This is a genomic window from Embleya sp. AB8 (genome assembly GCF_049739465.1).
Classification (GTDB): Bacteria; Actinomycetota; Actinomycetes; order Streptomycetales; family Streptomycetaceae; genus Embleya.
This window is the reverse complement of the sequence record NZ_JBMHHY010000012.1, coordinates 157,123-178,393: the sequence shown is the minus strand read 5'-3', so window position 1 is coordinate 178,393 and position 21,271 is coordinate 157,123. Positions and strand designations below refer to the sequence as shown.

Annotated in this window: 24 protein-coding genes; 2 read left to right on the top strand and 22 right to left on the bottom strand. The window is 69.4% G+C overall.

Annotation, left to right across the window (positions count from 1 at the left end):
• Window positions 1–95 precede the first annotated feature (95 nt).
• Together ABIA38_RS19365 and ABIA38_RS19360 are read left to right on the top strand one after the other, a co-directional pair.
• Window positions 96–911: a helix-turn-helix domain-containing protein gene (locus ABIA38_RS19365; RefSeq protein WP_424639940.1), complete on the top strand. Its 816-nt coding sequence runs from the start codon at window positions 96–98 to the stop codon at window positions 909–911.
• Window positions 908–1,090 carry a DUF397 domain-containing protein gene (locus ABIA38_RS19360; RefSeq protein ID WP_424639939.1) on the top strand — a complete coding sequence of 61 codons (183 nt, stop codon included), beginning with the start codon at window positions 908–910 and terminating at the stop codon, window positions 1,088–1,090. Before ABIA38_RS19365 ends, ABIA38_RS19360 begins: the two co-directional genes overlap by 4 nt.
• Before the next feature lie 328 nt (window positions 1,091–1,418).
• Here the strand turns inward: ABIA38_RS19360 and ABIA38_RS19355 are convergent, their stop codons facing one another.
• The 22 genes from ABIA38_RS19355 to ABIA38_RS19250 all read right to left on the bottom strand — a co-directional run bounded on the left by ABIA38_RS19355 (window position 1,419) and on the right by ABIA38_RS19250 (window position 21,271).
• Entirely contained in the window at window positions 1,419–1,580 is a 162-nt protein-coding gene (locus ABIA38_RS19355) for a hypothetical protein (RefSeq protein ID WP_424639938.1), read from the bottom strand.
• Window positions 1,581–1,668: 88 nt separating this feature from the next.
• A complete protein-coding gene (locus tag ABIA38_RS19350) occupies window positions 1,669–1,962 on the bottom strand; it encodes a hypothetical protein (RefSeq protein WP_424639937.1) in 294 nt (97 codons plus the stop codon).
• A gap of 89 nt (window positions 1,963–2,051) precedes the next feature.
• Window positions 2,052–2,969 (bottom strand): N-acetylmuramoyl-L-alanine amidase, encoded by a 918-nt coding sequence (locus ABIA38_RS19345; protein WP_424639936.1) that lies wholly within the window; start codon window positions 2,967–2,969, stop codon window positions 2,052–2,054.
• Window positions 2,947–3,225, bottom strand: a complete 279-nt coding sequence (locus ABIA38_RS19340) for a hypothetical protein (protein WP_424639935.1) — start codon at window positions 3,223–3,225, stop codon at window positions 2,947–2,949. The genes ABIA38_RS19345 and ABIA38_RS19340 overlap by 23 nt, the downstream gene beginning before the upstream one ends.
• Window positions 3,226–3,236: 11 nt before the next feature.
• Window positions 3,237–4,304: a hypothetical protein gene (locus tag ABIA38_RS19335; protein WP_424639934.1), complete on the bottom strand. Its 1,068-nt coding sequence runs from the start codon at window positions 4,302–4,304 to the stop codon at window positions 3,237–3,239.
• Between the two features lie 87 nt (window positions 4,305–4,391).
• Complete coding sequence (locus ABIA38_RS19330; protein ID WP_424639933.1) at window positions 4,392–5,621, bottom strand: hypothetical protein; 1,230 nt, start codon at window positions 5,619–5,621, stop codon at window positions 4,392–4,394.
• Window positions 5,622–5,624: 3 nt separating this feature from the next.
• Window positions 5,625–8,753 carry a hypothetical protein gene (locus ABIA38_RS19325; RefSeq protein ID WP_424639932.1) on the bottom strand — a complete coding sequence of 1,043 codons (3,129 nt, stop codon included), beginning with the start codon at window positions 8,751–8,753 and terminating at the stop codon, window positions 5,625–5,627.
• A gap of 56 nt (window positions 8,754–8,809) precedes the next feature.
• Window positions 8,810–9,022 carry a hypothetical protein gene (locus ABIA38_RS19320; RefSeq protein WP_424639931.1) on the bottom strand — a complete coding sequence of 71 codons (213 nt, stop codon included), beginning with the start codon at window positions 9,020–9,022 and terminating at the stop codon, window positions 8,810–8,812.
• A 5-nt stretch (window positions 9,023–9,027) separates the two neighbouring features.
• On the bottom strand, window positions 9,028–9,573 hold the full coding sequence (locus tag ABIA38_RS19315) for a hypothetical protein (protein ID WP_424639930.1): 546 nt from the start codon (window positions 9,571–9,573) through the stop codon (window positions 9,028–9,030).
• 107 nt (window positions 9,574–9,680) lie between these two features.
• A complete protein-coding gene (locus ABIA38_RS19310) occupies window positions 9,681–10,058 on the bottom strand; it encodes a hypothetical protein (RefSeq protein ID WP_424639929.1) in 378 nt (125 codons plus the stop codon).
• Window positions 10,055–10,471, bottom strand: a complete 417-nt coding sequence (locus ABIA38_RS19305) for a hypothetical protein (protein ID WP_424639928.1) — start codon at window positions 10,469–10,471, stop codon at window positions 10,055–10,057. Before ABIA38_RS19305 ends, ABIA38_RS19310 begins: the two co-directional genes overlap by 4 nt.
• A gap of 161 nt (window positions 10,472–10,632) precedes the next feature.
• Window positions 10,633–11,448: a hypothetical protein gene (locus tag ABIA38_RS19300; RefSeq protein WP_424639927.1), complete on the bottom strand. Its 816-nt coding sequence runs from the start codon at window positions 11,446–11,448 to the stop codon at window positions 10,633–10,635.
• Between the two features lie 97 nt (window positions 11,449–11,545).
• Window positions 11,546–12,250, bottom strand: a complete 705-nt coding sequence (locus ABIA38_RS19295) for a hypothetical protein (protein WP_424639926.1) — start codon at window positions 12,248–12,250, stop codon at window positions 11,546–11,548.
• A gap of 123 nt (window positions 12,251–12,373) precedes the next feature.
• Entirely contained in the window at window positions 12,374–12,583 is a 210-nt protein-coding gene (locus ABIA38_RS19290; RefSeq protein ID WP_424639925.1) for a hypothetical protein, read from the bottom strand.
• Window positions 12,584–12,600: 17 nt separating this feature from the next.
• Window positions 12,601–13,374 carry a hypothetical protein gene (locus tag ABIA38_RS19285; RefSeq protein ID WP_424639924.1) on the bottom strand — a complete coding sequence of 258 codons (774 nt, stop codon included), beginning with the start codon at window positions 13,372–13,374 and terminating at the stop codon, window positions 12,601–12,603.
• Between the two features lie 260 nt (window positions 13,375–13,634).
• The gene (locus ABIA38_RS19280; RefSeq protein ID WP_424639923.1) at window positions 13,635–14,009 is read right to left on the bottom strand and encodes a peptidase inhibitor family I36 protein; all 375 of its coding nucleotides are present in this window, start codon (window positions 14,007–14,009) and stop codon (window positions 13,635–13,637) included.
• 166 nt (window positions 14,010–14,175) lie between these two features.
• Window positions 14,176–14,658, bottom strand: a complete 483-nt coding sequence (locus tag ABIA38_RS19275) for a hypothetical protein (RefSeq protein WP_424639922.1) — start codon at window positions 14,656–14,658, stop codon at window positions 14,176–14,178.
• Window positions 14,655–15,491, bottom strand: a complete 837-nt coding sequence (locus ABIA38_RS19270; RefSeq protein WP_424639921.1) for a cupin — start codon at window positions 15,489–15,491, stop codon at window positions 14,655–14,657. Before ABIA38_RS19270 ends, ABIA38_RS19275 begins: the two co-directional genes overlap by 4 nt.
• Before the next feature lie 82 nt (window positions 15,492–15,573).
• Window positions 15,574–17,202 (bottom strand): major capsid protein, encoded by a 1,629-nt coding sequence (locus tag ABIA38_RS19265; RefSeq protein ID WP_424639920.1) that lies wholly within the window; start codon window positions 17,200–17,202, stop codon window positions 15,574–15,576.
• 278 nt (window positions 17,203–17,480) lie between these two features.
• Window positions 17,481–20,909: a phage minor head protein gene (locus ABIA38_RS19260; protein WP_424639919.1), complete on the bottom strand. Its 3,429-nt coding sequence runs from the start codon at window positions 20,907–20,909 to the stop codon at window positions 17,481–17,483.
• Entirely contained in the window at window positions 20,899–21,105 is a 207-nt protein-coding gene (locus ABIA38_RS19255) for a hypothetical protein (RefSeq protein WP_424639918.1), read from the bottom strand. The genes ABIA38_RS19260 and ABIA38_RS19255 overlap by 11 nt, the downstream gene beginning before the upstream one ends.
• Window positions 21,095–21,271, bottom strand: coding sequence for a hypothetical protein (locus tag ABIA38_RS19250; protein WP_424639917.1), 177 nt, complete (start codon window positions 21,269–21,271; stop codon window positions 21,095–21,097). The genes ABIA38_RS19255 and ABIA38_RS19250 overlap by 11 nt, the downstream gene beginning before the upstream one ends.

Here is a 21,271-nt window from a genome sequence, read left to right as displayed (position 1 = left end):
CGACACATCCACCCGCGCCGCCGACACCGATCGACACCCGGTGAGACGGCCCTGTTACCGGACGGCACACCGCTGGCACACGGGAGGTACACCACGTGACAGCAGGCGACAAAGACATCGCGGCCGAGATGCTGGGGTTGCAGATACAAACCTTGCGCGAAGGGCTCGGCCTGTCCCGACCCGAACTTGCCAGCCGCATCGGCAACTCCGAGGCGGCAGTAAGGTCATGGGAAAGAGGAGCGCGTTTCCCCGACGCGAGGACGTTCACCGAGCTGGACAAACTGCTCCAGGCCAAGGGCATTGTGGCCACTGCGGCGGAAAAGCTCAGAGCGCATCCCAAAGTGTCCCCTCGCCTGTTCGGCGAATACGCGGCGAGGGAGGCGGATTGCCTCAGTCTCTCCTCGTACAACACCATGGCCATGCCCGGATTGCTGCAAACCGAGGAGTACGCGAGAGCTACGTTCAACGATTTCGTGCCACCGCACGACGACGACCGAGTGGAGAAGCTGGCGGCGAAACGCCTGTCTCGGCAGCCGCTGTTGACCCGGCGATCGCCCCCCGAGCTGTCGTTCGTTGTGGAGGAGTCCGTTCTGCGCAGGGCACTGGGCGGGAAGGCGACGCTTCAGCGCCAGCTTCGGCACTTGATCGAGTGCGCGAAGCTGCGCTACCTCTCGCTTCAGGTCATGCCCCAGGAAGCGGAAGAGCACAGCGGCCTGGAGGGGCCGATGATCCTTCTGAGGACGTGCGACGGGCAGGACCTCGGATACATGGAGGGACAGGGTGGTGATCAATGGGTCAGTGACCCGGAGCACGTCGCCATCCTGGCCCAGCGTTACGGCAGGATCAGGTCGCAGGCGTTGCCGAAGGACCAGAGCCTCCAACTGATCGAGAGGATTGCGAAAGAGCTATGACCGAGCAGACGGCGATATGGCGTAAGAGCAGCTACAGCACCGGCTCGGGCGGTGACTGCGTTGAGGTCGCGTGGTTGACCGGCATGGTCGGTGTTCGAGACAGCAAGGTCTCCGAGTCGCCCGTGATCACCCCCGGTGTCCAGGCATGGTCCGCGTTCCTGGCAGCCACCACTCGCTGAACGGTCGACCGCCCCGTCCCCAGATCCGCTAGGGGCGGGGCGGTCGCATGTCCGGACCGAACCATCATGCCTGCCCGGCGCGACACACGCGGCGTGTTATGCGGAGCGCGATATTGGCCGAAGCACTGAGCAACCCCTCCACGTTCTCGATGAACACCAGGCCGGGTCGCAACCGGCCCACAGCGCCAGCGACTTGATGTCACAGGCTCGACCGGGTACCCGCGAGAACCCCCGCCCGCCGCCCGGCCAAGCTCACGTCCTGGCACGGGAACCCCGCTTCCGTCACGACATCCCCCGGGGCGCCGCCCGGAAGTCCGCAACGCGGATGTCACCGAGGTTCGGCACGGGCTGGCCAGGAGCGCGCCAGGATCGCGGTCGCCGCTGGGTCCGGGTCGGCGAACCAGGCCACCCCACCGCCCAGGACGTCGAGCACGGCCAGGTCCAGGCCCCAGTATCCGGAGCACAGGCTGCCGACACGCAGAGGGTTCACGCGGCCCCCGTGGAGTCGTCCCAAGTGACGTGTCCCCGATCGCTGGTACGTCGGCGTTCGGGGACACGCCCACGTACTCGGCTGGCACTCATTCGCCCTGGACCTGCGGCCGGTGCTCCGCGTCGCCACACTCCGGACGCAACCGGGAGAGCTGTCGGTTCGTCCGGTCGACCGCGTCCCGCAGTGACAAGCCGCCGTTGGGGTGCAACTCGTGTTCCATGCGCGCCAACCGTTCCTCCATCCCTCCGACACGCTCCATCAGCCCCGGGCGCGCCGGTACACCGGGCCGGCCCTCTTCCCCGTACCAGTCGTCCATGAACGTCTCCACCCGCCGCCCGGTCCGGACGACCACCCGCCTGAGCCGCCACAGTGCTGCGAGCACACCGCTCACAACGGTGGAGGAGCCGCCCCACAAGAGCATCGCGTCGAGAGCCTGGCCACCTGTCGATCCCACTGTCGATCACCCGCCCATCAATTGATCACGTCGAAGCCGTGCCGGTCACCGAGTCGGACAAGACTCGTTCGGGCGGGGATGCCGTCCGCCGCCTGACCGGGCAGCCGTCCCCGATACCCGAGACGTTCCTGCCATCGGCTGTACGCCTCCTTCGTCGCCGACCCGAAGTGCCCATCCAGATACGCCTTCGCGAGCAATCCTTCGTCTACGAGGGCGACTTCCACAGTCCGTACTCCCGCGTACGACACGGGGCTACCGGGCCTGCCCGGGTCCGTACGAGCCGCGGTGACCAGGAGGGAGAGGTCGACCACCGGACGTTGCGGCTCCGGTAGCGGCACCGGAGCCGTGCTGCCCAAGCGGTCGGCGATCCGGGCCCGCATCGTGTCCATGGAGAATGTCGGATCGGGCTTCCCCGGCTGCCATTCCTTGTGACCGAGCACCGAGTGGGCACCCCAGCCGTGCGCCCGGCAGAGCGCCGCTGCCGCCCGCTCGATCGCCTCCAACTGCGCATCAGGCCACGGGTCCTCGCCGTCACCGAGATTTGTGCACTCGAACCCGTAGAAGTGTCGATTGCCGTCGACCGAGGCCTCGTTGTCGGGCGGCAAGGACTGCTCGGCGATCACCGCCCGCAACACGTCCGTGTCTCCCAACCCGGCGTGATTCGTCCTGCCGTATCCCACCAGGTACACCACGCCGTCCTTCCCGATCACTCCATGACACAACGGCCCCGGCAGGTCGGCATATCCGTCCCGGCACATCTGTACAGTCGAGTCGGTTCCCGAGCTCGCGGTGTGGTGGATCATGACTCCATGCAACGGCCCGAACGGGCCCTTGCGGTCGCGATTCCATGTGCGCCAGGCGCCGATTTCCACCACGCGCAACCCCTCGGCGCGCAGCGCCGCCAACAGCACGTCAGCGGTCAGCGGAGAAGCCATCCCGTCCACCTTCCTCCTGTGTCGAATCCATCGGGTTCTGCTCGGGGCGCCGCTCAACGGGCTTCCGGGGCGACAGGACCTTGTTCGCGCTCAGGCGCAGATCCACGTTGAAAACCGTGCCGTTGAGCATGGCTACGCCGACCGCGCGGGCGGGCACGCCTCCGTCCGGTGCGACGGCGGCGCCGAGCGCCCGCTGTGTTGCCGCTGCGGCCCGCAGCGGCTGCTGCGCCGCTCGTTGTCCTGGGGCTCCAGGCATGGATGGCCTCCTCAAGGGATGGGTGGGGGCGGATCGGTTCCGATGGGTACGAGGGACACCGCGACCTGCTCGCCGAACTCGCCCCACTCGACCTCGACGTCGGAGAGGCGATAGGGCACGGTCACGTTGCTGCACATACCGGTGGCCTCGACGTCCAGGCGGACGCCGGCCACGAGCTGGTGGATCGACACCGGGGCATCCGTCGTGAGCTGTGACCCAGTGGGGACGCTCAACGCCGGCGGGACCGGGAAACGGCCGATCATGCTCGCCCACGCGAGCTGCAGCATGTCGTACGGGTCCATCTCCTCCGCCTGGGACAGCACCAGGTGGTCGAGGCGCCCGTACTCGGTATCGGTGAACCCGCCGATCCCGAAGCTGCCGATCTCCAGGTTGGTTTGGTTCTGGTTGGTCGTCCACACCAGCGACGCGCCGGACGGCCCGTCCTTGATCAACTCGACCTCGCCGGCGATGTGCTCCAGGGTCAGCCGGCCCTGCGCTTTGTCGGTGATCGTCTGCGGCTTGCCGAGGAGCACCGAGCGGCCGACCGTGGTGTACTCCAGGCCACGCGGCACCAGTTCGTCGTTCAGGATCTTCAGGACGTACACCAGCCACGGTGACGAGTCGAACTTGCCGTCCTTCTTTAGCTTGGTGAGGACCGGCGAGTCGTCGCGGACGATGTAGGGCAGCATCCGGCACCAGTCCGGAGGTGTGCTGAAGTCCGGGTCGTTGACGTTGGCTCGGATGATCGCTTCGGCGATCTCCTGTACCGGTCCCGCGTGCAGGGGATCGGCAGGGTTCAGCGACACGAACCGCAAGACGAGGGTGTTCACGAGCTTCCCCAGCCAAGCGATCATGTCGCGGGCCTCGACCCTGACGCTGCGGCGACCCTCGACGGTTCGCACGATCGGCCCCTGCCACACCAGGTCGCCGTCCCTGTAGATCGACAGCTCGTGCACCCACGGTTCGATGTCCCCAAGCAGGCCGCAGCACTCAGGTGCGCCGGCCTTGGAGATCGTGACGACGCCTTCGCTGACGTCGTTGATCGTCCGGCTCCAGCGGACCGAGGTGAGCGAATCCACGTCCGGCGAGGTGAACGGGCGGGCGCCACCCCGCCAATGGACGACTGCCCTGTACTCCCGTGGGCACCCCAACACGTCGGCCACGCGTCACCCCACATCCGAGCGGCCGACGACCAAGACCCGCGCCCGCGCGTCGGCCGCCGTCGTCGCTGCGATGGTCAAGATCTCGATGCACAAACCACTGGGGCAGTCGAACGCCGGCCACTCGAACGCCCGCCCCCGCGACCCGTAGACGATCGGCGTACTCGTCGCACCCAACGCACATTCCACCTCCGCACGCCTGACCCGCCCGTCGACCCGGAGAACGGCCCGAGGGGGCAGGTAGGGGATCTGGATGTCGGTGCACAACCCGCACGGGTCCGGAACGTCGGTGCAGTCCCCGCCGAGGAGATTCGGCCGGAACCGCACCACCAGCCGCCGCAGCGCGCTCGACCCTGTCTCCAACTCCAGAGCCGGCACGACGTTCAACCACTGGTACATGTCACCGGGCGAAATCGCGATCAGAGTGCGGCGGAACGTCTCCGATCCCGTCGGGTAGCACTCGTCGACCGGCACCGGCGGCCTGACCGGCATCAGGGGCGGCGGGCAGTCCGGGTCGCCGAGACACTCCTCGGGCTCCACACACAGGCCATGGATCTCATCCGGGTCCACGACCACCTGGGCGCCGGCGGACAGGTCGACCCACGCCGTCGAGGAGGACAACGGCTCTCGGAAAATCCAGGGCTTCGCCGCAACCAGCGTGAACGAGACGCGGGCGACGATCGCTTCCTCCGCGTAGTCGACGGCTGTCACCTGCGGACCCTCCAGCAGACCCACGTCGTACAGGTAGCGCCGCTGGTTGGTGCCATCCCCCGTCGGGCAACACGCGTACGTCGTCAGCACGTCCCCGTCGCACGACGTCCCGCACCCGGGCCCCTCCAGGGCAGACGCCAACCACCCCACGCCGTAGGACAGTGCGCACTCGTTCAAGGCGATCAGCAGCACCGTGTAGACGAGTTGCCGGTGCGACCTGCGCGCCACACCCAGGGCCGCGCCGTCCCCGACGAGCTGCACCGGGTCACGATCGATCGGGGAGGATCGGAACCCCGCCACGTCCAAGCCCATGACACCGAGCACCCCCGCGCTCTCCGGGGCCGCCGGGTCGTACCAGGGAGCGTTGTCGGTCACCGGGTCGGTGTACGGGTTGTGCCCGAGCACGTCCGGCAGCTCCGGGCAGGCGCCGCAGCCCACCGACACGCAGTACGCCTGGGCGTACACCGAGGCCCGGGGCGTGTTGATGACCTCGGAGCACCCCAGGTCCATGTAGTCGAAGATCACCGCTCACACCCCCGCGGCCAGTGCGATCTGCCCGTACAGATGCTGAGACAGGACTCGCGGATCCGAGATCCGGGAAGCGATGTTCCAGACGTGCGTAACCTGCGAGTTGCCAGCCTGGGCCCGGCCGCCGCCTGCCTTCGCGGCGCCGCCCCGAGCGGCGAGGAGGCGCAGCAACCCCGACTTCTCCGCGAGTTCGGCGGCGCGCCGGGGCCTGGTCAGCGGGATGATCACCTCGGGGCCGGCCTCACCGACCAAGCCCAGGACAGGGGAGCGGACGATCCCGCCGTTCGCGAACGGCAAAGCCGCCCTGACGGCCGATGGCAACCCTGACTTGATCTTGGACACGATCCGCGAGCCGATGTCGCCCAACGAGCTCACGATTCGACCGGGCAGCGTAGAGAACAGGCTGACGATGCTTGAGATCAACGAATTCACTGCGGAGCGCGCCGAGTTGGCCGCGTTATCGAACACGTTGGCGATCTGCGAGCCGACCGCCGACAGCGCGCTGCCGATGCTGCCGGGCAGTCCGGAGAAGAACGACACCACCGACGACCCGAACGAAGAAGCGGCGGACAGCGCCGACGACCCGGCTGAGGCGAACGCGTCGGCGATGACGAAGCCCAGGCTCACCAGCGCGTTCGCGATCTGCGTCGGCATCTGGAAGAACACGAAGACGATGGCTGCGATCGCCGTCAGCAGGGCGATACCGACACCGGCCAGGGAGTACACGAACACGCTCACCAATAGCCCGGGCAACGCGGCCAGCGCGGCGAGGATCAGGGTCGGCAACTGCGTGAAGAAGCCGACTACGGCCTGGAATCCCGTGGTCAGCGCCGAAAGGATCAACCCCGGCAGGCCGGTCACGAACGTCACCGCAGCGGTCAAGCCGCCCACCAGGCTGGCGAGGACACTGACGATGCCTTGGACGACGGCCACGACTGCGGCAAGCGTCAGCCACGTCAGGAACGCTGCTCCGATCTGCAAGACCGGGCCAAGCAGCCGCACGGCGAGCACCACCAACGGAGCCAACGCGACCAGCAACTTGGCGACGGGCGGCACCAAGGGCAGGAGCGCGCCCACGAGGGCGGTGAACGCCGTAGCGAGCGACGGCAGGACGGGCAGCAGGGCATTCGTCAGGGCCCCGATGACCGGGAGGCACGCCGTCGTCACCCGCACGAGCCCCCCGGCCAAGCCGCTCAGCAGCGGCGCGAGAGACCCGATGAGTCCGGCGAGCGCCCGGCCGCTCCCCGCGACCAGGGGCGACAGCGCGCTGGCCAAGCCCGCGAAGGCCGTGGCGACTTGCGGCAGGATCGGCAGCAGGGCCCCTGCCAAGGCAGCGACGATCGGAGCAAGGAGCCCGACCAGGGCCTGAAGCGCCGGAGCCAGGCCAGCAGCCAGGACTGCGATGAGCTGACCCGCGAGGGGCAGCAGCGGAGCCAGGGCCGTGAGCACCAACCCCAAGGCTGCGCCCAAGGGCCCGAGAGCCGGTCCGATGGCGGCGAACGTGGCCGCCACCGCACTCGCGACAGCCTGAAGACTGGGCGCGAGCGCGGCTACCCCGGGGCCGAGGGTGTTGATCAGCCCGACGATCGCCGGGCCCAAGGCCGTGAAGATCGGCGCCAGCGACGGAGCGATCACCCCGATCTGCGCAACCAGCGCCGTCAGGATCGGGCCCAGTTGGGCGGCGATCTGGCTGATCGTCCGGAAGAGGTTCCCGATCGCCTCCTGGCCCCGCGCCGAGTTGACGAACGCCCCGAACGCAGAGGTGATCTGCTGGAGGTTGCCGAGGAACCCACCGCCGGACGCCGTCGCTGCCGCGAACAGCCCCTTGAGGATGCTCCCGACGTTGCCGACGACGTCGCCGAGCCGCGCGAACGTGTCGAGCGCCTGGTCGACCCACGCGACCGCCCGCCCGGAATCGGCGACCCGGGACAGGAAGTTCCCGAAGCGGGTTGCCAGGCCCTCGATGCCGGAGCCGAGTTCCGCCCCGAACGCCTTGCTGACGGCGGCAGCAACGTCGAGGAAGCCTCGAACCAGCGGCCGGACACCGCTGGCCAGGCCGGCCACGGCGTCCTGCGCACCCTGGAGGACCCCTCGGATCCCCGCGAGGGCCTGTTGCGACTGGGCGAACTTCAGCCCCTCGCTGACCGCAGCGCCGAACCCGGCGGCAATGCCCTGGAGATTGGCGCGCAGCGGCAGCAGGTTGCCGACAGCCCCCGCGACCTGACCGGCGAACTGCCGGAAAAAAGACTGCTGGACGGCCTGCTGAAGGGCCTTGAGCTCCGGCGCGAGCCCCCGGACCGCGGTGGCTGCCTCCTGCGCGGCCGGGGCCAGGCCCTTGATGGCCTCGTCGAACGCCGCAGCGTCGCCGCTGAATGCGGCGGTCAGGGCATCACCGACGCCGAACAGCGCCAGGCGCAGCGTGCCCGCAGCAGCCGCGAAGCCGGCGATCGCGGCCGGCACTGCGGCGATGATCCCTGCTGCCGGGGCGAGGGCCGCAGCAAGCCCGCCCACTGCTTGCGCAGCACTGGCCGCCGCGATGCCGATCGCGCCGAGGCGCAGCAGACCCCCGAGGGCACCGGCCACCCGCGCGGCGATACGACCCAGGCCGCTCAAGGACCGGGTGAACCGGTCGGAGTCGACCTTCGCGTTGACCCGGACGCTCGGGGCGCGATGCGTCCGGATCCGCTCGTCGAAGCCCGACAGGTCCGGGACGACGCGGACCCCGAACTCCCGGCCGACCAACGCCGCCCGGATGCGTTCCGCGAACCCGGTGAGGTCCGGCAGAACCGGCACTTCGATGCTGCCGAGGTTGCGGAGCCCGGCCAGGAGCCGGGCGTCGAACCGCCGAAGGTCCGGCAGAACCGGCACTTCGATGCTGCCGAGGTTGCGGAGCCCGGCCAACAGCTGGGCGTCGAACCGTCGAAGGTCCGGCTCTACCCGGACGCCGATGGCACCGGCGGCAGCAAGGCCGCGTTCGATGTTGCGCCGGATCTGCGCGCCGACGGTGCGGGTGCTGCGGTCGAGCGCCCGCGTGATCCGGTCGCCGAGGCTACGGGCGTCCGCGACCGCACCCGCATCGTCCAGGACGATGGTGATGCGGCCGACGCCGTAGTCCTCTTCGCCTGCCAAGGCAACCCCGTCTTACGCGGTGGTTGCCCGGCCCAAAACCAGCGGCAATGTCCAGACTAGCTGGTGCGCCTCCCGGCCAGCTTCGAGTCCTCGGCGGCGATTTGCGCCATCAACGCCTGCGCCTGCTCCCGGTCCAGGCGCAGGCCGGGTGATCTCGTACGTCGGCCCTCGGCCGTCCGAGGCGGTGTGTAGAGCTTGGCCCGATTCCGCTGCCGCTCGGCATCGTTCTCGGCCCCGTCATCGATGGCCGCCTCGGCAGCAGCCAACATCACCCTCAGCGGCCACGCGTGGACGTCGACGCCCTGGAGCGCGAGTTTCCCTTCCCAAGAATCCCAGGACTCGATGATGCCAGCGCAGAGCCGTTGGACGACGTAGGAGGGCGGGTGCCGCCTCCATACAACTCAACGACCCACTCCAGCAATTCGACGAGCACGCGGTCCGGGAACCGCATCGACTGGTCGACGACCCGGGCGCCCTTCCGCCCCCCGGCGGCCTCGCGAGCCTCCTCCGGGTCGGCGTGCGAGGCGACGACCTTCCCACCACTGACGACGACGTCCCATCGGGCGAACACTGTGGCCGACTCGGGAAGCATGAGACTGACGAGGAACATGCGCAGGGCGACGGTCGCCTCGCGAAGCGTCCCCAGGTCCGCGTTCGTTGCGTCGGCCAGGTCGATGTTCAGGCGTTTCGTCGTGTCCTGGAGGCGACTGTAGGCATCCAGGAACTCATCGCCCATGACCTCTGGTTGGAACAGCAACTCCACGTCGCCGACCACGGCGATGTGGGGTTCGGTGTTGAGTGCAAACTTCTTCGTGGCCACGGTACGGGTGCCCTTCCTCCCGCGCGGTCGCCCGGCCCAAAACCAGCGGCGTGCCCCGAAGGGTAGCCGCGACCGGCGCCGGCCCGTGACGGCGCGACTGCGCTCGCTCAGCGGCCCTCGCGCAGGGCTCGGCCAAGGAAGTTGTTCGGCCGCGTGCCCGGGTGGTGCACGACCTGCGCGAAAACGATTCTTCCACCCACCGCGAACCGAAGCGCTTTTGCCCGGCGCGGGCGGATGATGTGCGGCCGGGTGCCGTTGAGGACGTACAGCGTCGCCGGGTGGTCGCACAGAACGACACCTTGCAGTCCCCCCGGTCCCTCCATGGTCTTCCATGAGATGTAGCCGCCCATGCTGCCGGGCGCGGTCCGCTCGGCGATCCGAGCCACCCGCTGCGTGCGCTCGGCGAGCTTGCGCTCCACCCGTCCGCCGCGCAGCCGCAGGAGCCGGGAGATTCGGCCCTGGTTGATCCGTACCTCGACACTCACGGGCTCTCCTCGTCCGTCGGGCAGCCGCACCCGGGCAGGGCCACGGTGACGCGCTGCTCCACGCCCATGCAGCCGGCGTCCGGCTCCAGGACACGCTGTGTGCCCAGGAAGAATTGCGGGCTCCGGCGGCGCTGGCCAGTCGTCGGCAGGCAGCAGAGCAAGGCGTTATAGATGGTGACGGTGTCAACGTGCACCGCGCGGGCTGCGACGGACAACTCGTCGCAGCCGGGCGGGCACCCCCGTTCGTCGACGGTCGGGACACACCGCAGCAGGGTGACCACCAGCTCGACGGCGGTCGTTGGCGGCGGTGTGCAGTTCCGCCCGCCCAGGATCAGGCGATCGTCCACCGGGAACGAGTGGGTGGGGAAGATCCGGGCGACGTGGACGGTGAGTTGCCCCCCGGCACTGTCCACGCCACATGGCTCGTTGCAGCCATCCATCTCCGGCGGGCCCGGGACGACGCACGACCGGCAAGGGCACCCGGGTTGACCCTCGACCTCTACCGCGGTGACCTCCAGAGCGGCGCACACGCAACCGAGGACGGTCTCCGCGAGGTCATGGACGGCCAGAGCGGTCAGGGCCATGTCGTCACCCTCGGTCGTGTGTAGTCGGGGCTGTAGACCTGGGACGCGCCAGCGAGCCTGTACGGGTTCACCGTGCTCAGCCACAGATCGACCAAGGGAAGGCCGGTTCGTCCCTCGGCGAAAATGACCGTCGGGTCTGCCATTTCGATCTCCATGCCCCGGCGCATGACCCGCTTGATGTTGCCGGGCAAGCGACATTCGCCGCAGCCTTTCGACCCGGCGGGTAGGCAGGCGAGGACGAGCTGGCAGGTCAGCTCGGACACGGCGGCGATCGCGCCTTCGTCCAGCGGCAAGCCCCACCGGTAGGTGACGGTGAAGGTACCCGGCGCGCCTTCGGGGGCTGCCATGTCCTGGCACGCCGGCCAGCACTCCCCGTCGGTACGCACCAGCAGCCCCGAGGTGTCGACGCGGTACGCCTCCGGGACCAGGTCCACGCCGTCGACATTCACCGCGAGGACGTCGTACACCGGGCCGCTGAGCTTGACTTCGCACAACTCGCCACATGAGCACGACGATCTGCACCCGCACACCGAGGCGTTACGCCAAGCGCCATCAACGCCGACGTACGGCACCCACGGCCCGATGCCACCGCCAGCCTGCCAGGACGCGGGCGTGTCATCCAGGCATGAGCGGCGGCACGGCCGCACCGTCACCGGGCACGGCCCCCAGCGCCGGCCCGAAAGGCGCCACAGGAGCTGTGAGGCGACGCGTTGCCAACGCTCGATCACGGCCGCGTCCAAGTCCTCGGGCAACGTGCAGCAAAGCTCGATGTCCCACGGATCGCAGGGCCCGATCTGAAGCGGCATTACGGCCCCCCGGTCTCGTAGCGGCACGGCATCGGGAAGGCTCGCCGGATGCACCGACCGATGTGCCCGACGTCGAACGAGTCGGGTGCGTCCACGATCAGGACGCCAGACAGGGGGGGCCGGTGACCGGAGCGTAGGCGCAGGTCGCCGCAGGCGGCGCAATGGTCGTAAGGAACGTGCGGCGATGGCAGTTCGCTCCCAGCGGCGTGAGCATCGGACCTGCCATGCCAGCCGCGTCGACGGCCACGACGTTGTACGGGCCGACGCCCCATGCCCCGCTGGCGCGAGTCGCCCCGGTCAGGGTCAGACTCGCGGCCTCGCTGCCGATTTCGAGATCACCCAATCTCCCGTTGCTGACCCACGGCAAGAGGAAGTAGATCCAGGCGCCGTGACCACCGCTGGTGGTCTTACACACGTCCTCGCCCAGAACCTCGGCCCACAACTCCAGTGCGAAGCCGCCGTTGCACCGGACCGAGCAGTCGTCGTAGCCGATCGGCTTGCCGTCGAACCCGTATACCACCGGGTTTCCTGTGGCGATCTCGATCAGCTCCGGCGAGACGCTGAAGAAGTCGAGTTCGACGTCGTAGCCCTTGAAGGAAGGGCATCCGCGTTTGAAGCCGCAGACGCGGCCGTTCGCGGCCTTGTACTCGACGTCGTCGCCCTCGTCGACGTTGGCGTTCATACTCAATTTCGCGAAGCAGTCGAAGACGAACGCGCTGTCGTCACCGCAGATGGGCCGGCCACAGCCATCGACGCGCGTGAGCCGCATGGTGTCCGCGTTGGCAATCAGGGGGCAGGACATTCCGGGCCTCCAACAGGTGTTGGTCGGCCCGGCCCACAACCAGCGGCGTGCTCACCAGCATAGCCGCGCGGGGCCGACGTCCCCGGGTGGACGGGGTGTTCGATCCCCGCTCCTTCCGGCGGTTCAGGGGCCGGCGGCCGACGGGTCACGCTCCTTGCACCGCTCGGTGGCGATCCACGCGGAGGCCCGCTCCGCCCCGATCTCCTTGCGCGCGGCGAGGCGCGCCGTGTACTCCTCGGCGCCAACCTCCTCCCAACCCTCCGGCGACTGCGCCAACATGCCGCCGTGCGTTACGAACTGCGTGTCGTCTGGGGCGATGAAGTACCGCGCCATCGTGGTTTGGCCTCCAGTCAGGGGGTGTTGGTGCTGCTGTGGATCGCGGCGTCGGTGCTCCACCCGTTGATCGTGACGCTGCCCGCGATCACGTTCGCTGCCGGGTAGAACACCATGTTCCGAGGCAGGGCCGGGTCGAGACCGAACGCGGTGTCGAAGGCCACGCCGCTGTCGCGCTCCCGCCGCGCGACGCCCGGGGGCGTCAGGATTCCCCACAGCGCCCACGGGGTGCCGTCACCCCCGTCGACCGTCAGCACGTAACCCAGTTCGAATTCCGCGTCCGCGCTGAAGCTGACATCCCATGTCCCGGACGCGACCGTCAGATAGGACCAGGTACGGCACTTGTTCCCGAGGAAGTTCGCGGGCACATTGAACTGCGCGTTCGCGTTGGGGTCGAACACCTTCCATCCACCGGTGGTCCCGAGGGTGGGTCCACCGGCGGCGAAGTGGTCCACGTAGACGCGGTCGGCGGCAGAGACGTGGTCGGGCGGTGCCCACAGTGCACCGCTCGTGGGATCGCACTTCAGGGTCGACTCGGTGGCGGCATCGCACGCCCACGGCCACTCTTCCCGGCCACCCGCCGGGACTGCGGTGATCGGTGCGCCGGCCGTGCCGTCACCGGTGAGGCCGCAGCCTACGACCGGTGCGTGCGGCGTCGGCACGAACAGGCCGCGGTCGGTGCCGAAGATCAGGTTGTTGTCGGCGTCGTCGGAGATATCGGCGCTGATCTTGTAGGGCGAACTCAGGGATCCCGTCCCGGTCCGGGTCAGGCCGTCCCCTGCGGTGATCACGCACGTGCACTGCTGCTCGCCGCAACACCTACGCATCGCGGGCCGCCTCTCTACATCGATGTAGGGGTGGCCCGGCCCACAACCAGCGGCACCGGTTCGAGTGTAGGGCCCACGATTGGGCGGGGCGCGACCTTCGGAAGGGCGCCAGAACGGCTCACGTTGTTGCGCATCCAGACCAAACCCGGCCGCCAGCGGCCGGTGTGCGGGAAGTGCCGTGACGATGGCATCGACGTGAACCTGGGTGAAACCGGTACCGCGCATCAACTCTCCCACACCTTGAACGCCCTAACCCGATAGGGGACTTGGGGAACCCAGGTGCTGTCGCCGGGATACGTGTCGAACTCGGCCGTCTCCAGGCATGCGTCGGACTGGTACACGGTGACCGGCCGCCCGGTCCGGTTGACGAGGGACTGGGCGTCGGTGCCTGACGGCAGCGCGGTGCAGTTCTCCATGTTGATGCGCGTCACGTCGTACACCTGTTTCCCGCCTTTGAAACCGGCCTGCTTCCAAAGGCAGAGCTCGCCCGGCGCGCAGTTCCCAAGGCGTGGCGCCGCGATGGCCTGGGCGGATGTAGGCAGCAGCAAGACGACACTGGCAAAGGCGACCAAAGCAGCGGTCAAATGTCGATTAATCATGATTTGCTTAACGGGCGAAAAGGCGCGGAGTTACGCGGCTGGACAGACTGACTCGACGCGCCGAGGAAGCATAGATGTCGCATCACGTTGACCTGGATCCACGCGGGGCGCAGTAAGCCGGGGTCGGGACGGAGCTGGCAGCATCGCACGGACCTGACGGGCACGATCACGCCTCCGGGTGCGCCTGGCGGCGGTGGGCATCCCGGCCGCGCGTGCTGGTGAACTCGCGCTCGCAGAGATCGCAGGTGATTTCGCCGTTGTGGTTGCGTGGGTCGTTGTCCACGCCGGGGGCGCCGTCGAGCTGTACCGGGCGGATCGGGGTGTCGTCCGGCAACGGATTGTCCGGTGCGCCCTCGCGCTCGCTGGGGACCCTCGCCGTAAGGTCGGCCGCGGTGGCGACGCCCGGGGGCTCCGGTGCGCCGGGGGCAGGCTGGCCGAGGGCGGCTTCCTCCACCGGGGAGACATACCGGCGCCCATCGACGATGGCGCCGCTCAGTAGTTCCTCGGGCGCGTGGACGAACAGGTCGGCCGGGACGGCGAAGGTGTCCGGGCCGATGGTGCGGACCTTCGGGTCCTGGGCGACTGCCCAGCGTGCGAACGCGGTGCGGCTCGCGGCAGTCGGCCGGACGCGGATGAGGTTCTCGTTCACGGGTGGACCATCACCTTCACGGCGCAGACGGTGCATGTGGTGCCGACGACGTACGTGCGCTCGGCCAAGACCTTGCGGTCGTTGTTGCGGATGTTCACGGACGAGCCGGGCCGGTCGGGGGTGACGTCGACGGGGCCGCGGCGGACGACGAGCGGGCCGGTGATGTAGAGCCAGGTGGTGCCGGGATCGGCCGGGATGCCGCCGGGACCGGTGTTTTCCGCCGAGTAGCCAGCTCCGATCACCGCGCAGTTCCCGGCGAGGGTGCGCTGCGCGCCGGTCTCCGGGTCTTCCCGCAAGAGGTTGCAGCAGCCGAGGAGCGCTGCCACGCCGGCAGGGACGTGGATGGTGCCGACGCCGCCGTACGTCTCGGCCAGGCAGCCTTCCAGGACGGCGACGCCTTGGGCGATGCTCAGCGGCCCGGCGGCCGGGGTGAGGTCGACCGCGTCCGCTGTGAGCTTGCTGCGCCAGAAGCTGGCCTCTACGGCCTGCTGCTCCCCGAGTTCGAGGGACTGGAGTGCGTGGGCCCTGGCCTGCGTGTACGACCAGCCGGGGGCGGAACACTCGGCGCCTGCGTAGACGTGGATCGGGCTGGCGTGCTCGGTCTCCAGTCGGCAGAACTCCTTGGTGGGCGGCGGGCCGAGCGGGTTGTACTCGCAGGGGTCGGCCCAGACCTTGACGGGGCAACAGCCGAGGCTCTGCCACTCGACGCCGTTGAGCTCGTGGATGCGATCCTCGGGGACGTCGATGACGGTCGTGCACGAAGCGCCGAGGATGCCGTGGGGGAGTGGCATGCCAGGGATCGCCTCGACGTAGCTGCGCAGCCCTGCCGGCATCACGCGTCTCCAATCGAGCGGGAGCGGTGCGCGGCCGGGCCCGAGTCAGGGGCCCGGCGCGCGCAAGGGGTAGCCGGGCCGATCAGGCGCTCGGGCAGGCCAGGGCCGTCTGGCCGCCGGTCACGCCGCTCGGGCAGATCGGGACGGTCACGCGGCGGGTGTCCACCGACCTGTCGACCAGTGCGACGCATTCCTCCGCGAACAACGCGGTGTAGTCGTTGGTCCGGAACTTGGTCGAGTCGTGGATGACGCCGAGGTTGACTTCCTCGCCTCGGCCGACTTGGAGCGACCCGGCCGGGTAGATCAAGAACTGAAGCGTCGCCGGCCAGTCCAGCGCCGGGGCCGTCGTGCCGATGTCGGTCGGGACGCCCGGGGGAAGGCCACGCGCCCACTGGACGCGGACACCGAGGGGCGCGAACAGGTTCTGGAGGTCGACGGTGGTCACCTCATCGACATCCACGCCGTTACGGCGCGCGAGGTCGGCGAGGAACAGGTTGTGCGACCACCACGGGAAGACGACTTCCAACGCGGTCGACTCACACAGGCTGTGCCGCTCGATGATGTCGGCGGCCTGGAGCGCGACGCCCGCGTAGACAGCGGACAGCGCGGCCATGCTGGCGGGCAGGACGACCGGGGTCGCTCCGGTTAGGGCCTGCTGAAACAGGACCTGCCTGATGCGGATCTCGTGCGCGATCATGCTGTTGCGGAGGTACCAGTTGACGAGCTCCGGGAAGTGACGCTGCGTCAGGATGCCTGCTTCGAGGCAAACGCCGACGGCGTCGCACCGGACCTCGACCGGGTCGGGGCACGGAATCCGGAAGCAGGGCTTGACCGCGCCCGAGATGTCGTCGGCTTCGGTGTGGACCCAAGTCATCGCCGCGACGTCCAGGCTCGGGGTCTTGTAGTAGCGCAGGCCACCACGCGCGAGTTGGATCTCCGGGGCGTCCCACAGCATGTCCGGGCAGGCCACGTCCAACAGTTCGTAGATGGTCTGCGACGGGGAACACCAGCCACCGGATGCCGTCAGGGTGCGCTGCGGGAGCCGGGACTGCATCGACGCGGTGAGCGCCACCGTCGTGCCCTCCGGCGCCGACGAGGAATCGGTGACGATCAACTCCTGCGGGTACGGGTGCCGGTATGAGATGACCTGACCCACCCCGCCACCGGCCGTCTTCAGCGCGTTCGCGCGGGAGATGATGCCTGCGGTGATCGAGTCGAAATCGAGTTCCTGACCGGGCGTGTAACCGGGAACGTCGACGGCCGCGGTGATGCTGGTTGTCGGGGCAGGCGGCTCGGGCAGCACACGCGGCTGCCGACGCCGGACGCCCGCGAGGTTGAGCGCGGGCCGGTTCGTCGCGGCGGCCGCAGTGGTCTTCGTCTCGGCCACGGGCTCCGGCCCGGTCTCGACCACGGCGGCCGTCGGCTCCACCGGATCGGCGACGGGTTCCGGGCCCGGACTACCGCCACGCACCTGCGCGGCCAGGGCGTCGATCTCCGTCGCGGCCTGCTGCGCCGCTTCCTGGCGGGCGGCCTGCTCGTTCCGGATCTTGTCGACGCCGGTCGCGAGCGCGCGGAGCTGCTCCAAGTCCGTCGGGGTGACGACGGACTTGGAGCACCGCGCATCGAACGCGGCGACCGCGCCCTCCAAGAGCGCGGACAGCTCGTCGTCGTTGAGGGCGGTGATGTCGTCGGGCAGCTCGAACGGTTCCATGGGCCGGATCTCCAATGACGCGTTGGAGGACCCGGCCCAGAACCAGCGGTCTCGCGGAAATCTTAGCCCGCCGACCTGGTGGGCGATCGGGTGTCAAGCGACGCCACTACGTCGCGGGTGTCGACGTCGGTTTGGCCTTCTCCCGGACCGTGCTGTCGGGGTATCGCTTGCTCACGGTGTCGGCGGTGGCCTTCGACACCGAGGTGAAGACGACCTTCCCTGTAGTCGCGACGACTTCCCACTGCTGCTTGTTCGCTTTGCCGCAGTTGCAAGCCATGTCACATGCCTCCGGTCGTGACGGTGCCAGCCATGTTGGCAGCGATTTCCTGGCGTGCCGGGGCGACGGCCGCGAGGAGTCGCTCGACCTCTTCCCGGGCCGCGATGCGGTTGGCCTCCCGGCGTTCGAGGGCTTCGGTGAATCGGTTGAGGAACTCGGGGCTGGTGAGCAGCGCATCGACGGCCGCGACGATCTCGCCGGACTCCGTTTCCGGACGCTGTCCGGGAGCGGAATCCGGACGGTGTCCGACCAAGTCAGCGGGGTGCGCCGTCACTTGTCCGGACACGCGCGCGGACACGGCGGTCGCGGTGTCCGCGCGGTGTCCGGACGCGCTGTCCGGGTGAGTGGGGACACTGGCGGCTGATGCCGCGAGCGCGACCTGGGCCCGCTCGGCGACGGCAGCGGCCAGGAGCGGCGAGGAGTGTCCAGGGACCGGGACGGTCAATACCGCGCGCAGCTGCCACTTGCCGCCTCGCCCCTGCTTCATGTGGTAGCTCGGCTGGCATGCGGTGAACACCTGGCGGTCCCACTCGGACAGCCACGGTGACGCGGCCCCGCTGAACCACATCCCCCGGGCGTTCATACCGACGGTCACGATCCCGGCCACAGTCCGGGAGTCATCGAACTGGCATGCGGCGTTCTCGCACTCGGCACCGTCGCGGTGGTGACCGACGTTCATCGTGAACGCACCCACCTTGACCTGGGAGCCGTCGTCCAGACGGAACTTCGCCCGCAGGAAATGCGTCGTGTCGATGTCCCCGAGGCTGTCGATTGTCAGGTTCCGGCCAGGCATCCCGGCGTGCGGCTCCCCGGCCTGGGCTACCCAGCCGTAGATCCGACCGTTCGCGTAGTGCACACCACCCGAGCCCGGAGGCAGTTCGGCGGCGGTCGGTTCGCGGAACCAGGCTGCGGGCATCGGCGGCATGTCCCGCATCGCCGTCCACGCGGACGCGAGGAGATCGTCACCACCGCCATCGACTTCCGAGTCGGGCCCGTCGAGGGTGGCCGCGTGCGGGCCCTCCGGCATGGTCGTCACACCCACGTACAGGCCGCTCGCGAGACGCACGAGACGCCCTGCGACGGCAGCCCGGGTCAGATGCCCCTTGGCGACTTCCATCCGCATCCCGAGGGCTTGGGCGACCTCGCGCGCACCGACCGGCCCCGGACACACCGAGACGTACGCGATGACCCTCTGCTGCGCCTCGCTCGGCTGCGGCGCAGTGGCCGCTACTGCCGACGCGACCGGTTCCTCGTCGGTGATCGGGTCCAGGACGATCCGCGCCCGGTCGTACGCGGGCATCGCGACCAACGTCGCGCCCCGCACACGAGCCCGGGTGATTCGCAATAGGAAATCGCCCGTCGTCTCGCTGTGGACGACGATCCCCCCGTCCGGATCGTCGGCATCACCGGCAGCCGCAGTGAACGCCCCCGCGAACGCGGCCCGCACGGTGTCGGCGGAGACCACGCCGTCCGAGCCGGTGATGATCTGCACCGTGTGCTGAGCCCGCGACAACGCGGAGCCCGACGCCGACCACTCCGCCGCGCTGCGGGCGGTGATCAGCCACGCCCCGTCCGGCAGGCGCAGCAGGCTCGCCGACGCCAACACCACGGACCCCAGCGACGCCGCAAGGGCGAACTCCTCGTCGTCGTAGCCGGGCGTGCGATCCACGAACTTCAGGGCCACGTCGTCCAGGTCGACGGAGACACCCAAGGGCGCGCCCTCCTCCAGGAGCAGGACCGCGTCCTGTCCGGCCGGGCGGCTGGTGTAGATCACACCCGTCCCGGCGAGGCGATCCCCGTCGCGGGCCATCGTCTCGATCGCGCCCGCGAGTTCCGCGCCCTCGTGGCCCATCAGCATCTCGTCGGCGTACTGGAGCGGCCACGGCCCCGTATCCCATTGCAGCGAGCCGGCGGCGAAAATCCTGCCATCGCCCGTCTCCTGGTTCTCGAACGCCAAAGCGTTGTCACCGGGTGTGGACCAGCGACGAGCGGGCAGGCCATCGGCCGTGGTGTCGGGTTCCATGGGCTCCTCCTGGGGGCCGAGGGGGATGTCGGTGTAGTCGCCAGCGAACGCGATGCGGATGCGATCGAACGCGATCGGGCCCAGGCGCGTTTTCAACTCGGTGAGCAGCGCCGGATCGTCGCTGTACGCCGCGCACACGTGGGCGACCCACGGCGAGTGCTGAGCTGGCATCTCCGGCGTGTCCCGAGTCGCGGCGACGGCCTCGGCGGCGGCCCGGGCGGCGTCCACGAGGGTGGGGGCGCCGTCGGGGCGGTCGCGGTCGTCGCCGACCGACCACACCCACGACGGGGTGTCGCTGTCCGAGTTCCACAACGCGACCCCGAAAGCGCGGCCTGTGATCGGTCCGAGAGCGGTCGCGGCCTTGCGGACGTTGTCGATAAGCGCGGCGCGCTGCTCCGGGGCCCAGGCCGTGCCGTCGCCGCCGAGGAACTGGAGCGTCAGGTGCAGCTCTTCCACGGCTTCGCCACCGGGCACGACCAGGTGCGCCGCGTCGCCGGGCGTGGGCATCAGCGCGATCATGGCGCCTTGCAGGTGGCTGCCGTCTGCGGCGGCCGTGGTGGTCGATACGCGCGTCTCCCTTGGATCGTTAACCGTCTTCGCCGGGGGCTCTTGAGAATCGAAGGCTGCAGCGCGGGATGCGGGCGCCAACGCAAGGCCACAGCGGCAGTTGATCACCAACTCCGGCGGCGCCGACGCGTCATGAGGTCCGCTCATCGAGACGCCGGCGACGGTGAACGCCTCATCGATGGGCTTCACCGTGCCGTTGACGCTCGCGTGCGCGTCCCGCACTCGCGTGTCGAACCTGGTCAACCACTGCTTCACCAACGGGCGGCCCGGGGCGGCCAGATCCCGTGCCGCCGCCAACGTCGCCGTGTTCCAGGCCCGCCCGCTCTCCGTCCGGGCGATGCGTTCCTCGCGGACCGAGCCGAGTTGCACGCCCTCGCGGGCGAACATCGCGCGGAGCCGGACCCGTAGCTGCTCCACGTCCTCCCCGGCGTCCAGGCCCGCCGCGAGTTCGGCTACGGCCACCGCCGACAGGCGATTGCCGACCGCGCGCATCAGGTGCTCGGTGGTGTCGACGTACGAGCCCAGCGATGCCGGGAGATCGCTGCCGTCGTCGTACCGGCCGGGCAAGTCATCCCACCCCTCGGGCAGCGGCGCGTCGACCTGCTCGGCCGCGGTGGTCGCCGCCGTCTCCACCACGCCCAGGAGGCGCCGCACGATGCGCGGCACCCGGGCCCGCCACATCGATGCGATCCGCGAGACTGAGAAGCGGGCCGCGACGATCTCGATGCTCTCGTCCAAGGTGGCGGCGAACTCGTCGGCGACGTCGGCCAGGACGTCGGCGACCGTGGCCGCGATGTCCGCCTCGGCCGCGTCGAGTGCCGCCTTCAGGTCAGCGTCCATCCGGCACCTCCATCGTCGGGTGCGGCATGGCGTCGCAGGCCGTGCAGTGCGCCCACCCACCCGCGTCCCTGGTTTCGGCGCCGAGGGTGATCTCGGCGACCACGACGGTCAGCGTTTGCGCGCCGCACTCGGGGCACAGCCGGTCGTGGTGCGCGAACAACTGCACGACGGGCGCAGGCCGCTGGTCAGGGTCCACAGCACTTCTCCTGTTCGGGATAGGCCGGGTTCTCGCAGATCTCGCACCACCGCCAGGACGAGACCCGGGCGACACCGTCGGGTGCGAGGACCAGGACCTCACCGCCGAGGAGGCTGTGCGCCTTGCAAGTCGGGCACCACGAGGCGGTGACGTCGCCGGTCGTCAC

What these genes read in the sequence shown, in the direction of transcription:
- ABIA38_RS19360 (WP_424639939.1), top strand. Translation starts at nt 908, where the DNA reads ATGACCGAGCAGACGGCGATATGGCGTAAGAGCAGCTACAGCACCGGC.
- ABIA38_RS19345 (WP_424639936.1), bottom strand. Translation starts at nt 2,969, where the DNA reads ATGGCTTCTCCGCTGACCGCTGACGTGCTGTTGGCGGCGCTGCGCGCC.
- ABIA38_RS19340 (WP_424639935.1), bottom strand. Translation starts at nt 3,225, where the DNA reads ATGCCTGGAGCCCCAGGACAACGAGCGGCGCAGCAGCCGCTGCGGGCC.
- ABIA38_RS19320 (WP_424639931.1), bottom strand. Translation starts at nt 9,022, where the DNA reads ATGTTGGCTGCTGCCGAGGCGGCCATCGATGACGGGGCCGAGAACGAT.
- ABIA38_RS19300 (WP_424639927.1), bottom strand. Translation starts at nt 11,448, where the DNA reads ATGCCGCTTCAGATCGGGCCCTGCGATCCGTGGGACATCGAGCTTTGC.
- ABIA38_RS19295 (WP_424639926.1), bottom strand. Translation starts at nt 12,250, where the DNA reads ATGTCCTGCCCCCTGATTGCCAACGCGGACACCATGCGGCTCACGCGC.
- ABIA38_RS19290 (WP_424639925.1), bottom strand. Translation starts at nt 12,583, where the DNA reads ATGGCGCGGTACTTCATCGCCCCAGACGACACGCAGTTCGTAACGCAC.
- ABIA38_RS19280 (WP_424639923.1), bottom strand. Translation starts at nt 14,009, where the DNA reads ATGATTAATCGACATTTGACCGCTGCTTTGGTCGCCTTTGCCAGTGTC.
- ABIA38_RS19270 (WP_424639921.1), bottom strand. Translation starts at nt 15,491, where the DNA reads ATGCCGGCAGGGCTGCGCAGCTACGTCGAGGCGATCCCTGGCATGCCA.
- ABIA38_RS19265 (WP_424639920.1), bottom strand. Translation starts at nt 17,202, where the DNA reads ATGGAACCGTTCGAGCTGCCCGACGACATCACCGCCCTCAACGACGAC.
- ABIA38_RS19260 (WP_424639919.1), bottom strand. Translation starts at nt 20,909, where the DNA reads ATGGACGCTGACCTGAAGGCGGCACTCGACGCGGCCGAGGCGGACATC.